Origin of the sequence: Pseudomonas sp. HY7a-MNA-CIBAN-0227, from assembly GCF_040310325.1 — a bacterium.
In the GTDB taxonomy this organism is placed as follows: domain Bacteria; phylum Pseudomonadota; class Gammaproteobacteria; order Pseudomonadales; family Pseudomonadaceae; genus Aquipseudomonas.
The window spans coordinates 55,610-68,013 of record NZ_JBEOPT010000003.1 but is presented as its reverse complement, the minus strand read 5'-3'; the positions used below and the strand labels follow the sequence as shown (position 1 = coordinate 68,013).

Genomic DNA, 12,404 nt, shown 5'->3' with positions numbered 1-12,404 from the left:
AGGGAACACATCACTTCTTCTCTGTTAGAGCAATTCAAAGCTCTGCTGCTTCACATCCTGGGAGTCCAGCCCGATCTGTACATTGAACTCGCCCGGTTCTGCGGCGAATTTCAGCTGGGTGTTGTAGAACTTCAAGTCTTCCTCGGTGATGGTGAAGTGCACAACGCGCTCTTCCCCAGCCTTGAGCATGATCTTCTGGAAGCTTTTCAGCTCCTTGATCGGGCGAATCATCGAACCGGCCACGTCCCGGATATACAACTGCACCACGGTTTCGCCATCCACCTTGCCGGTGTTTTGCACCGTCACGCTGGCGTCGAGCTTGCCGGTCTTGTTCAGGGTGGTGGACGACAGCGCCATGTCCGACAGGCTGAAGCTGGTGTAGCTCAGGCCATAACCGAACGGGAACAGCGGCCCGGTGGTGTCATCGAAGTACTGCGAGGTGTAGTTGCCCGGTTTGCCCGGCGTAAACGGCCGGCCAATGCTCAGGTGGTTGTAGTAGGTAGGGATCTGCCCTACCGAGCGTGGGAAGGTGATTGGCAGCTTGCCCGACGGGTTGTAGTCGCCGAACAGCACGTCGGCAATGGCGTTACCGCCTTCGGTACCGGCGAACCAGGTTTCCAGGATCGCGTCAGCCTGTTGGTTCTCTTCGAGAATCGACAGAGGACGGCCATTCATCAGCACCAATACCAGCGGTTTGCCGGTGGCTTTCAAGGCCTTGATCAGGTCCCGCTGGCTTTGCGGGATGTTCAGGTCGGTGCGACTGGACGATTCGTGGGACATGCCACGGGACTCGCCCACGGCCGCAACGACAACGTCAGCCTGCTTGGCGGCCTTGACCGCTTCGTCGATCATCACCTGCGCCGAACGCGGGTCGTCTACTACTTCCGGGGCGTCGAAGTTGAGGAAGTTCAGGTAGTCGACCACCGCTTTTTCAGCAGTGATGTTGGCGCCTCGGGCATAGATCACCTTGCCTTTTTCGCCGATGACGGCGTTCATGCCGTCCAGCAAGGTCACCGATTGCGCAGGTTTACCGGCAGCGGCCCAACTGCCCATCATGTCGATCGGCGCCTTGGCCAGCGGGCCCACCAGGGCGATGGTGGCGGATTTTTTCAGCGGCAGGGTGTCGTTCTGATTTTTCAGCAACACCAGGCTGCGGCGCGCTACGTCACGGGCTTCGGCGCGGTGCAGGCGGCTTTCGGCGTAGGTGTCGACCGGGTCATCCTCGGCCTTGCCGATACGCAGGTACGGGTCGGCGAACAGGCCCATGTCGTACTTGGCGCCGAGCACTTCGCGCACAGCGTTGTCGATGTCGCTTTGTTCGATCTCGCCGGACTTCAGCAAAACGGGCAATTCCTTGCCGTAGAGCTGGTCGTTCATGCTCATGTGGATACCAGCCTTGATCGCCAGTTTGGCCGCTTCGCGACCGTCTTTCGCCACGCCGTGCTTGATCAGTTCGAAGATGGCGCCGTGATCGCTCACGGCCAGGCCCTTGAAGCCCCACTCTTTGCGCAGCAGGTCGTTCATCAACCAGGTGTTGGCGGTGGCGGGCACGCCGTTGATGGAGTTCAGGGCCACCATCACGCTGCCGGCACCGGCCTTGATCGCTGCGTGGTAGGGCGGCAGGTAATCCTGGTACATCTTCACCGGGCTCATGTCGACCACGTTGTAGTCGCGACCGCCTTCCACCGCGCCGTACAGGGCGAAGTGCTTGACGCTGGCCATGATGCTGTCGGCCTTGGCGGCGCTGGTGCCCTGGAAGGCCTTGACCATCACCTCGGCAATGCGCGACACCAGGTAGGTGTCTTCGCCAAAACCTTCGGAAGTTCGGCCCCAGCGCGGGTCGCGGGAAATATCGACCATCGGCGCGAAGGTGATGTCGAGGCTGTCGGCAGCGGCTTCCTGGGCAGCAACGCGCCCGGAGCGGCCAATAGCGTCCATGTCCCAGCTGGAAGCGAGGGCCAGGCTGATGGGGAAAATGGTCCGGTGGCCGTGGATCACGTCATAGGCGAAGAACATCGGGATCTTCAAGCGGCTGCGCATGGCCGCGTCCTGCATCGGACGGTTTTCCGGACGGGTGATCGAATTGAAAGTGCCACCGATGTTACCCGCGGCGATTTCCTTGCGAATCATTTCCCGAGGCATTTCCGGGCCGATGCTGATCAGGCGCAACTGGCCGATCTTTTCATCGAGGGTCATCTGTTTCATCAGGTCGCTGACGAAGGCGTCCTTGTCCTTGAGCGCAGCAGGCTTTGTCTCGGCAAATACGGGGTGACTGGCTAGAGTGGCAACAAGGCCGAGCAAACACAGCTTCTTCATGGATATCCTTTGCCGGCTCACATTCTTATTAAGGGCATGCAGCACTGACTGGGAGCGCTGCTCGGCCAAAATGTGGGGAGCGTCTATTGTTGTTCGGGTGTTGTTCAGATAAATGCAGCACACTTCTGAACTCTTATTCGCGCTGGGCATCTTTTAGCTGATTGCCTCGATGCAATCCAGTGGTGGCGGATTATGCCCCAAGCGCGTGATGAAAGGGTTAGTCGTCAAATTCCATAGGGTCGGCAGGAGAAACACCATGCAAGCAGCACAAGGTTTTCGATGGGGCTGGAAAGCCGCGGCATTGCTACTGATCAGCACGGTGCTGAGCGGTTGCGGCATCAACAAGATTCCCACTCTGGACGAACAGGCCAAGGCTGCCTGGGCCCAGGTGCAGAACCAGTATCAACGGCGTGCTGACCTGATCCCCAACCTGGTGGCAGTGGTCAAGGGCTACGCCGCCCATGAGCAGGACACCCTCACCGCCGTGATTGAAGCGCGGGCCAAGGCCACCTCGATCCAGGTCGATGCCAGCACCCTCGACAACCCGGAAAAACTCAAGCAGTTCCAGCAAGCCCAGGATGGTTTGAGCGGCGCCCTCAGCCGTTTGATGGTGGTGTCCGAGCGTTATCCGGACCTGAAGGCCAACCAGAACTTCCTGGCCCTGCAATCGCAGCTTGAAGGCACGGAAAACCGCATCAGCGTGGCCCGTCGCGACTTTATTGCTGCTGTGCAGGCCTACAACACCGAGATCCGTACCTTCCCCGGTCGCCTGTGGCACAGCGTGATGTACAGCGACTTGCCGATTCGCGCGAACTTCGAAGCTACCAGTGCCGATGCCGATAAAGCGCCGCAAGTGAAGTTCTGATCAGGCTTCAATGAGGTGTAGATGCGTGTACTAAGGATAGGCCTGGCGCTGTGGCTCCTGGCATGTGTGACCACCGCCCAGGCGGCGCTGACGTTTCCGGCGCTGACCGGGCGGGTGGTGGACAGCGCCCAGATGATCGACCTGGCGGTGCGCGAGCAACTGACCCAGCAATTGCAGGCGCTGGAGCAAACCAGCGGCGACCAGATCGTGGTCGTCACGGTGCCCGACCTGCAAGGTGTGCCTATTGAAGACTACGGTTATCAATTGGGCCGCCACTGGGGTATCGGCCAGAAGGGCAAGGACAACGGCGCGCTGTTGATCGTTGCCCGGGATGAGCGCCAGTTGCGCATTGAAGTCGGCTACGGCCTGGAAGGCGTGCTCACCGATGCGCAGTCCTGGGTAATCATTAATCAGGTGATTGCTCCGGCGTTCAAGACCGGCAACTTCAGCAAGGGCATCAGTGACGGTGTCGCGGCAATGCTGCAGGTGGTGGGCGGCGACCCGCTGGCTGTGCCGGCCCATGTGGCGGACGCCAACTTTGCCAAGGACAATCCGGTGTTCTCCATCGGCTTGTTCATTATGCTGCTGGTGGTGTTGTGGCTGTGCAATCGCATGGGGCTGCCGGTAGGCGCGATCCTGCTGGCGATCCTCAGCAGCAGTGGACGTGGCGGCGGTGGCGGAGGCGGCGGGTTCCGAGGCGGCGGTGGTGGTTTCGGCGGTGGCGGGGCCTCGGGCGGCTGGTAATGACAATAACTAAAGAGCATCTACAACCATGGCATTACTGAGTGAACATGAGCAACGCCAGGTCGCCGAAGCGATTGCCAAGGTCGAGCAACAGACCGACGCGGAGCTGGTGACCGTACTGGCGGCCCGCGCCGACGACTATGCCTATATCCCGCTGTTGTGGGCCAGCCTGGTGGCGTTGGTGGTGCCGGGTATCGTGCATTACCTGTCCGGCTGGCTGACCATGCACACCTTGCTGCTGGCGCAATGGGCGACGTTCATCGTGCTGTGCCTGATCTTCCGCTTGCCGAAGATCACCACCCGGCTGATCCCACGCTCGGTGCGTCATTGGCGAGCGTCGAACCTGGCGCGACGGCAGTTCCTGGAGCAGAACCTGCACCACACCCTGGGCCGCACTGGCGTGCTGATCTTTGTCAGCGAGGCCGAGCGTTATGTAGAGATTCTGGTGGATGACGGCATTTCCAAACGCCTGGATAACAGCAGTTGGGACGCCATCGTCAGCGCTTTTACCCAACAGGTGAAACAAGGCCAGACCTTGGCCGGGTTTATCGCCTGTATTGAAGCCTGCGGGGAATTGCTCAAGGTGCATGTGCCAGTGACGCAGGCGCGTAATGAGTTGCCCAATCGGTTGGTGGTGCTCGAATAGCGATCAGCCTCCTACCGTTGGGGAAATAACTCCGTGCCCTGGCGGGCTATCCCCCCTAAAATGCCCGGTATTCCCAGCCCGAGGCGTTTTTGTTCATGTCTGTCACCGCTAAACCTGCCAGCCCCGCGCCGGATCATCATGCGCAGTTCCTGGAACTGCTGACCGAGAGCCTTGAGCAAAACGCCTTTATCAAGCTGGTGCTGGCCAAGTACGTTGGTGAAGAAGCCGAGCTGCAACGGCTGATCATCAAGCAACTGACGGTCAAGGATCAGCCTTGCCTGTCCTTCGTCTACCGCTACAAGACCCGCGACATCACCAAGAACTTCTCCCTTGAAGAGGGCGTAGCGACGATTGCCGAGCTGTTGCCGGCTTTGTTCAAGAACGCGCACCTGCTGTCGGTCACCGACGAAGCCCAGTTGGAATACAGCAAGAAGAACAAAAGCTCGCTGTTCAAAAGTAAACCGCAACAGCTGCGCGAAGCACCGTCCGCCGAGCACAACCGCGAGAAAAACCGCTTCCTCGACCTGAACCGGCCGTTCCTCGCCGACCTGGGCGTGACCAACGCCAAGCACGAGCTGATCCCGGCGATGTCGCGCAAGTGGAAGCAGATCAACAAGTTCATCGAGGTGTTCAGCCATGCGCTGACCACCTCACCGTTGCAGCTGGATCAGCCAGTGCGGGTCGCAGATTTCGGTTCGGGCAAGGGCTACCTGACCTTCGCCATTCACGACTATCTGCGTAACACCCTCAAGGCCGACGGCCAGGTGACCGGCGTCGAGTTGCGCGAAGACATGGTGACGCTGTGCAATAACGCCGCTGCCCGTCTGGAACACACGGGGCTGGTGTTCAAGTGCGGTGACGTACGCACTGTGGCGCCCAGCGAATTGGATGTGATGATCGCCCTGCATGCCTGCGACATCGCCACCGACTACGCGATCCATACCGGCATCCGTTCCGGCGCGTCGATCATCATGTGCTCGCCGTGCTGCCATAAACAGATCCGCTTGCAAATCCAGAGCCCGGTGTTGCTCAAGCCGATGCTGCAATACGGCCTGCACCTGGGCCAGCAGGCGGAAATGGTCACCGACAGCCTGCGGGCGCTGTTCCTGGAAGCCTGCGGCTACGAGACCAAGGTCTTCGAGTTTATCTCCCTGGAACACACCAACAAGAACAAGATGATCCTTGCCGTCAAACGCTCGGAGCCGGTGGACAATGCCCAGTTGCTGGTGAAAATCCAGGAGCTGAAGGCGTTCTACCACATCACTGAGCACTGCCTGGAAACCCTGCTGCGGGCGGATGGTTACTTGAACTGAACACGCCCCTTTGTAGGCGCGGGCTGGCTCATGCAAAGGGCGATGTAGTAGCGGGTCATTACCTGGCTCAAACGCCGGGGTCTATCTTGGCTACTTCTGTCTGCCCAACCGTTCAACCGGAGGAATGCCCCCATGGCCGCGCAAAAAATCCTGATGCTGGTCGGCGATTACGTCGAAGACTATGAAGTGATGGTGCCGTTCCAGGCGCTGCTGATGGTCGGTCACACCGTCCACGCCGTCTGCCCGGACAAGCGCGCCGGCCAGACGGTGCGCACGGCGATCCATGATTTTGAAGGCGACCAGACCTACAGCGAAAAACCCGGCCACCTGTTTGCCTTGAATGCCGACTTTGCCAACGTTGACGCCGCCGACTACGACGCGCTGCTGGTGCCCGGCGGTCGCGCTCCTGAATACCTGCGCCTGAATGAAAAAGTCCTGCAACTGGTGAAGGCTTTCGACCAGGCTGGCAAGCCCATTGCGGCCGTGTGCCACGGTGCGCAGTTGCTGGCGGCGGCGGGTATTCTTGAAGGCCGCGAATGCAGCGCCTACCCGGCGTGCGCGCCGGAAGTGCGACTGGCGGGCGCTACGTTCATCGATATCCCGGTGACCGACAGTCATGTCCAGGGCAATCTGGTTACGGCCCCGGCCTGGCCAGCGCATCCGAGCTGGCTGGCGGGTTTCCTCGGCCTGCTGGGCACGAAAATTACCTTGTAAACCGGAGGTCATCGCCATGTGCGAGCTGTACGTCAAGGCCGACCCGATTCTCTACGAATCCCGCTCGCGCTCCCTGCGCATCTGCGGGGTAGTGACCACCCTGCGCCTGGAAAACCAGTTCTGGGACATCCTCGGCGAAATCGCCGCGGTGGATGGCATGACCACCAATCAGTTGATTACCAAGCTGTATGAAGAAGTGATGGATTACCGGGGGGAGGTGGTGAATTTTGCTTCGTTTTTGCGGGTGAGTTGTACCCGCTATTTGAGCAAGCAGCGCGCCCAGATACCGGGATTGAGCCTGGTGAGCACCAAATCCGAAGCACTGAAGATTTAGTTGGGCAACGGGCCGGTCTTCACACTGGCCCGTAGATACTCTGTCCCTCGGTGCTGGGGGCTGATCTGATGGCGGTGGTGTGGTCGACGTAGCCTCGCTGGGGCTCGACAACTGCGATTTTTGTGCAGATATTCCCTCGTAGCAGCGGTCGAGTGAAACGAGGCCGCGTTCGAGGACGCAGTCCTCGTAAAATCCAGCTACGTAGCCTCGTTCCACTCGTCAACTGATACGGCTGTTGACGCGGTCCTGTATTTCAGAAAAACCGCGTCACGCTGATCTTGGCATTGCGTCCTACGCTGTAGGCACTGTCACCGCTCAACGCCGGCAGGTAGCTGCGGTTGAACAGGTTGTCGACGGTGAAGTTGACCTCGGTGCCTTTGAGATACGCCTGTTGCGGTTTCCAGTTGGCGAACAGGCCCTGGGTATCGTAGCTGTCGTTGGCGTATTGGTCATAGAACCTGTCACCGAGGGAGCTACCGATACCTTCTGAGTATTTGTCACTCGGCAGGCGGTCGGTCTTGCGCACGAACTGCCCTTGCCAGCCCACTTTCGCGTCCCAGCTCGGGATTTTGGTGCCCACCACAGCGACCCATTTGGCCGGTGGAATATCACGGGCCCAGACGTGGGTGCCCCATGGGTTGGTGTAAGGGTTTTCCCGTTTGCCGGTGGTCCACGAGTAGGTCAGAGAGCCGAACAGGAAGGTTGAGTCGTAGTAGCTTTCGACCTCGAAGCCCTTGATGGTCATGCTGCCGACGTTGCGGTAGTTGGACATGGCCGGCATGCCCTTGCACGACTCGGAAATCGTCCCACCGACAATTGTCTGATTCTCACAGCCCACGCCGGTGGCCTTGAAAATCTCGTCTTCGATCTTGTTATGGAACAGCGTGGTGCGCAGTTGCAGGTTGTCGCCTTTGGCGATGACGTTGGCGAAGTCGGTGATGTTGCCCACGGTGATGGCAGTAATGCGTTCCGGGTCGAGATCGACGCTGGTGGCGGTGCGGCTGCCCAGGCCCTGAACTTCGTACTGTTCGTCGATCACTGGCGCGCGCCAGGTGCGGCTCCAGTTAGCGAACAACGCCACATCCGGCGTGACTTTCCAGAACGCCGCCAAGCGCGGCGACCAGCCGGTGTAGGTGCGGTCGCTGTAGTCGTGGCCGAAGGACGGATCGGTGCTGCTGTAATACGGCGCATCGTTTTCTTCGCCGCGGTTGCGCACATGGTCATAGCGCAGCGACGGGGTGATGGTCACGTCGCCCAGAGTTACCGCGTCCTGGATATAGAACGCATTGGTGTCGACCTTGCCATGGGGCATGAAGGCCGGCTGGAAATGCCCGTAGTTGTATTTGGGGGTGTCGTAGTTTGCGCCTGGCATCCAGCTTTCGGTTTCGCGGATGTGCTTGCGGATCTGTACGCCGGTGGTCAGCGCATGCTCCAGCGGCCCGGTGGCAAACAGGCTGATGTTGCGCAGTTCGAGGATCTTGTCCTTGTAGGAGGTATCCATCTTGCGCCCACCGGTGGAGAGGCCGAAGAAGGCCGTGGCGTCGCGTTCGTCGGTCTGGTCGGTATTGGACTCCGAGTAGCTGAGCTTCATGTCCACCAGCGGGTTGTCCAGGGGCTGGTATTCGTACTTGCCGGACCACGTGGTGTCGACGGTATCGCGGCTGGCCAAAAAGCGTTTCAGCGCGCCCTTGTAGCCATAGCGGTCGATGTTGACCTGGCTCGGCGGGTCCGGGTAACTCTTGGCTGAGAACGGCGTCCAGCGCTGACTGTTGGCACGGGAATAGGACATGCCGACGCTGTGCTCGTCAGTGAGGTGCATGTTTAGCTTGAACAGTTTGCCGTCGACATCCTGGGCGCTGTTCGGCAGGCGCTTGGGGTTGATCGGAAACCGATTGCTGGGATCGGGACGGGTATCTGCCAGCTTCATATCGTCGCCGTCGCGCTTGGTCAGGTAGGCCAGGGCATCGAAGCGGCCGTCGTCGGTGCGGCCATAAACGGCGCCGCTGTAGACCTGTTCGTGGTCGTTGCTGGAGTAACCGTACTTGAGCATGGCGCCGCTGTTGCGACCGTCCTTGAGCAGGTCGGGGGCATCCTTGGTGATCATGTTGACTGTACCGCCAAACCCGCCGTTACCGGTGAAGGCCGAGTGCGGGCCTTTTTCCACCTCGATGTTTTTGATCAGCTCAGGCTCGATAAACACCGTGCCCTGTTGATAGCGCTCGAAACCACTTTTGGTCGCGCCATCGACGGTCATCGGTACGTCTTCGGCTTCGCCCATGCCGCGAATGTTGATGGTCTGGCCGCCCGGCTTCATCGAGCCGCCCATGCTTACACCCGGCAGCGTCTGCAACAGGCTGGGAATGTTGTTGGGCTGGTAACGGTCGATATCGGCCTGGGTCAGGGTGGAACGGCCTACTGTGCTGGAGTCGACTTGATTGCCGGTGCCGATCACGCTCAAGGCGTCCAGTTGCACGATGCTGCTGCTGGAGGTCTTACTTTCTTCGGGGCGCACGACATAGGTGCTGCCCACTTTGATCAGGGTAAATTCGCCATTTTTCAGCAGGGTGCGGATCGCCACTTCTGGGGTGAAATCGCCGTTGATGGCTGGCGCCTGGATGTTTTTCAACCGGTCTTCATCAAACAGCAGCTGGATTTTCGCCTGTTGCGCCACTTGGCTCAGGGACGTGGCCAGGGATTGGGCCGGCAATTGCAGTTTGAACGACTCGGCCTGGGCCGTGAGGCTGAAGGCCAGGCAGGTGGCGATCAGTGTCGGTCGAAGAAACAGGTGTTGAGCATGGCAAGGCGCGCGAAACATGAAATCCCCCAGAGCGGCTAAGTAGCCAAAAGGCATGCGTATCAAACGCAGACCGGAGGAAGACGCGGCAGGAAAAAAAATCCACACATGCGAATGCAAAATATTCTCAAATGGTGGCAGGCTGTCTTACTTGCGCGCTTCGATCCTGATTTTTCCGTCGGTCAGGGCCACGGTTTTTACTGGCAACAGCGCCGGTAGCGCGTTGATCAGTGCGTCTGGGTCATTCACATCGAGATTGCCCGAGACTTTCAATTGCGCCACTGCGCCATCGGCCAGCAACACGGCTTTTGGTCGATAGAGCCCCAACTCGTCAATCAGGCTGGCCAGTTCGCGGTTGCGAAAGGACAAGTGCCCGCTGCGCCAGTCGGCAACCTCACCGGCGGCCAGGATTTGTTGTTGCAGGGTGCCCTTGGCATAGCTGTAGATGGCGCGCTGCTGTGCACCCAGCAACGTGGCGGTCGCCTTGCTGTCAGGTTCAAAGGCGACTTGACCGTGGGCGACGCTGACCACCAATTGTTGCTGACTGCGCCGTACATCGAACCCGGTGCCCACCACCCGTACATTGGCATCACCGGCGCGCACGAACAGTGGTCGCTCTTTATCGGCGGCTACCTCCAGGTACAACTGGCCCTGGTCGAGGTAGACGATGCGCTGGTGCGCGTTGAAATCAACCCGCAACCGGGTGCTGGCGTTGACGTACAAGGTGCTGCCGTCTGGCAAGTTCAGCGTACGCATGCCTTTGTCCTGGGCGGCGACCGCTGTCTGATAGACCCCGCGCGGTGCACCGATATTGCTCGCCAGCAGGGCACAGACCAACGCGGCCGCCACGGCCAGTGCCGGGCGCCAGGGTGCGAGTTTAGGGGTGGGCAGGGCAACGGGTTTATTCAGCTGTTGCAACTCTGCAAGGTCGGCCCACAACTGTTCGAACTCGGTGTAGGCACGGGCATGGGCTGGTACCGCCTGCCAACTGGCAAATGCCTTGCGGTCGGCGTGGCTGCCGCCGTTGCGGTTGCGCGCAAACCAGCCGGCGGCCTGGGCATCGATGGAGTCGTGCTCGTCAATTTCACGGCTATCGATGTCGCTCAAGCGGGTCATTCTGGCTGCTCCTTGCCGTATTCTCGTTGAAGTCGTTGCTTGCAGTGCAGCAGGGCAAAGGCGATGTGCTTTTCCACCATGCTGACGGAAACGCCCATGCGCTCGGCGATCTGCGCCTGGCTCAAGCCTTCGAAGCGGTGCAGCATAAGGGCTTCTCGCCTGCGGGGCGAGAGTTCGGCGAGGACTTCTTTCAACTGTTCCAGGCGTTGGGTGCGTTGGGCGGCGGCCATGGGGTCGTTTTGCTCGTCAGTGACCGGCTCGGCGTCCCGTTCGGTCTGTTCGTTGTGAACGATGTGCCGCACCTTCTGTTTACGCCAATGATCACGCAGCAGATTGCGTGCCATCTGAAACAGAAATGCCCGTGGCTGCTCGACCTTGGCCCGGTCGCGGTAATCCAGCCATTGGGTAAAGACATCCTGGGTCATGTCTGCCGCGTCGCTGGCGTTGTCCGTGCGTTTGCGCAGGTAATGCAGGATGTCTGCATAGAACCCGCGAAAGGCATCGGCCGACAACGGGTCGGGCTTGAGACGAGGCATGGATATCCTTCTTGACGAAGCGCAGTGCAGCAAGGTCGCGAATGATATCGAGAATTATTGTTATTTGTCTCCAGGAAAATACATAGCCTCACCTGAGAAGATCGCTCCCATGCAGAGCGTAGGAACGATCGTTCGTTTACTTGAGCGTTGCCAACAACCCCTGCAACTGATCGACACCTGCTTCACCCAACGCAAATACCGGTAACCTTGGGTCACCCGCTTCTAACCCGGTCAGCCGCAGCCCGGCCTTGATCGTTGCCGGCAATCCACCTTTGAGGATGAAGTCCAGCAATGGCAACTGCCGATAAAACAGCTCCCGCGCCTTGCTCAGGTCATTGGCCAGTACCGCTTGGTACAAATCGAGATTGAGTTGTGGGATCAGGTTCGGTGCGGCGGTGCACCAACCTTTGGCACCCGCCGCAAAGGCTTCCAGGGCCAGCGGATTGCAGCCGTTGTAGAACGGCACCTGGCCGTTGCCGAGGCGTTGCAACTGGTGCATGCGCTGAATATCACCGGTGCTTTCCTTGACCATGGTCACATTGTCGACAGCCTTGACGATGCGCAGGATCAACTCCACCGACATATCGGTGCCGCTGGTGGCCGGGTTGTTGTAGAGCATGATCGGCACGCCGATGCTGTCGCCGATGGCTTGGTAGTGGGCGAGGATTTCCGCTTCGCTGAGCTTCCAGTGAGAGGCGGGTAATACCATCACCACATCGGCGCCATGACTTTCGGCAAAGCGCACACGACGCACAGCCTTGGCGGTGGTCAGGTCGGAGACGCTGACGATGGTCGGTACCCGTTTGGCGACTTTTTGAATGCTGTAGGCGCTGACTTCATCCCACTCTGCATCGCTCAAGTAGGCGCCTTCGCCAGTGCTGCCCAACGGCGCGATGGCATGCACGCCGCTGTCAATTAAGTGGTCGATGGAGCGGCCCAGGGCGTCGAGGTCAATGCGCTCGCCGCCTGCGCTGAACGGGGTGATGGTGTAGCCGATGATGCCGTGAATAGTTGGGCTGGACATGG

General features: G+C 59.7%; 11 protein-coding genes. 6 read left to right on the top strand and 5 right to left on the bottom strand.

The window, feature by feature from the left end:
* Positions 1 to 24: 24 nt before the first annotated feature.
* Complete coding sequence (bglX, locus tag AAEZ06_RS06400; protein WP_350613518.1) at positions 25 to 2,316, bottom strand: beta-glucosidase BglX; 2,292 nt, start codon at positions 2,314 to 2,316, stop codon at positions 25 to 27.
* Positions 2,317 to 2,572: 256 nt separating this feature from the next.
* Between bglX and AAEZ06_RS06395 the strand changes: the two genes are divergently transcribed.
* From AAEZ06_RS06395 to AAEZ06_RS06370, 6 genes are all read left to right on the top strand, one after another.
* Positions 2,573 to 3,181 (top strand): LemA family protein, encoded by a 609-nt coding sequence (locus AAEZ06_RS06395; protein ID WP_133099310.1) that lies wholly within the window; start codon positions 2,573 to 2,575, stop codon positions 3,179 to 3,181.
* Positions 3,182 to 3,202: 21 nt separating this feature from the next.
* Complete coding sequence (locus AAEZ06_RS06390) at positions 3,203 to 3,925, top strand: TPM domain-containing protein (RefSeq protein ID WP_149414284.1); 723 nt, start codon at positions 3,203 to 3,205, stop codon at positions 3,923 to 3,925.
* 28 nt (positions 3,926 to 3,953) lie between these two features.
* Positions 3,954 to 4,571 (top strand): TPM domain-containing protein, encoded by a 618-nt coding sequence (locus tag AAEZ06_RS06385; protein WP_149414285.1) that lies wholly within the window; start codon positions 3,954 to 3,956, stop codon positions 4,569 to 4,571.
* 95 nt (positions 4,572 to 4,666) lie between these two features.
* A complete protein-coding gene (locus AAEZ06_RS06380) occupies positions 4,667 to 5,884 on the top strand; it encodes a class I SAM-dependent methyltransferase (RefSeq protein ID WP_149414286.1) in 1,218 nt (405 codons plus the stop codon).
* Between the two features lie 132 nt (positions 5,885 to 6,016).
* Positions 6,017 to 6,598 carry a DJ-1/PfpI family protein gene (locus tag AAEZ06_RS06375; protein WP_350613515.1) on the top strand — a complete coding sequence of 194 codons (582 nt, stop codon included), beginning with the start codon at positions 6,017 to 6,019 and terminating at the stop codon, positions 6,596 to 6,598.
* A gap of 16 nt (positions 6,599 to 6,614) precedes the next feature.
* On the top strand, positions 6,615 to 6,932 hold the full coding sequence (locus AAEZ06_RS06370; protein WP_149414288.1) for a ribbon-helix-helix domain-containing protein: 318 nt from the start codon (positions 6,615 to 6,617) through the stop codon (positions 6,930 to 6,932).
* A gap of 253 nt (positions 6,933 to 7,185) precedes the next feature.
* On the opposite strand, the gene AAEZ06_RS06365 is transcribed toward AAEZ06_RS06370, so the two are convergent.
* The 4 genes from AAEZ06_RS06365 to AAEZ06_RS06350 all read right to left on the bottom strand — a co-directional run bounded on the left by AAEZ06_RS06365 (position 7,186) and on the right by AAEZ06_RS06350 (position 12,402).
* On the bottom strand, positions 7,186 to 9,747 hold the full coding sequence (locus tag AAEZ06_RS06365) for a TonB-dependent receptor (protein ID WP_350613512.1): 2,562 nt from the start codon (positions 9,745 to 9,747) through the stop codon (positions 7,186 to 7,188).
* 126 nt (positions 9,748 to 9,873) lie between these two features.
* A complete protein-coding gene (locus tag AAEZ06_RS06360) occupies positions 9,874 to 10,842 on the bottom strand; it encodes a FecR family protein (RefSeq protein ID WP_350613510.1) in 969 nt (322 codons plus the stop codon).
* A complete protein-coding gene (locus AAEZ06_RS06355) occupies positions 10,839 to 11,378 on the bottom strand; it encodes an RNA polymerase sigma factor (RefSeq protein WP_350613508.1) in 540 nt (179 codons plus the stop codon). Before AAEZ06_RS06355 ends, AAEZ06_RS06360 begins: the two co-directional genes overlap by 4 nt.
* A 136-nt stretch (positions 11,379 to 11,514) precedes the next feature.
* Positions 11,515 to 12,402: a dihydrodipicolinate synthase family protein gene (locus AAEZ06_RS06350; RefSeq protein WP_350613506.1), complete on the bottom strand. Its 888-nt coding sequence runs from the start codon at positions 12,400 to 12,402 to the stop codon at positions 11,515 to 11,517.
* Between the last annotated feature and the right edge of the window lie 2 nt (positions 12,403 to 12,404).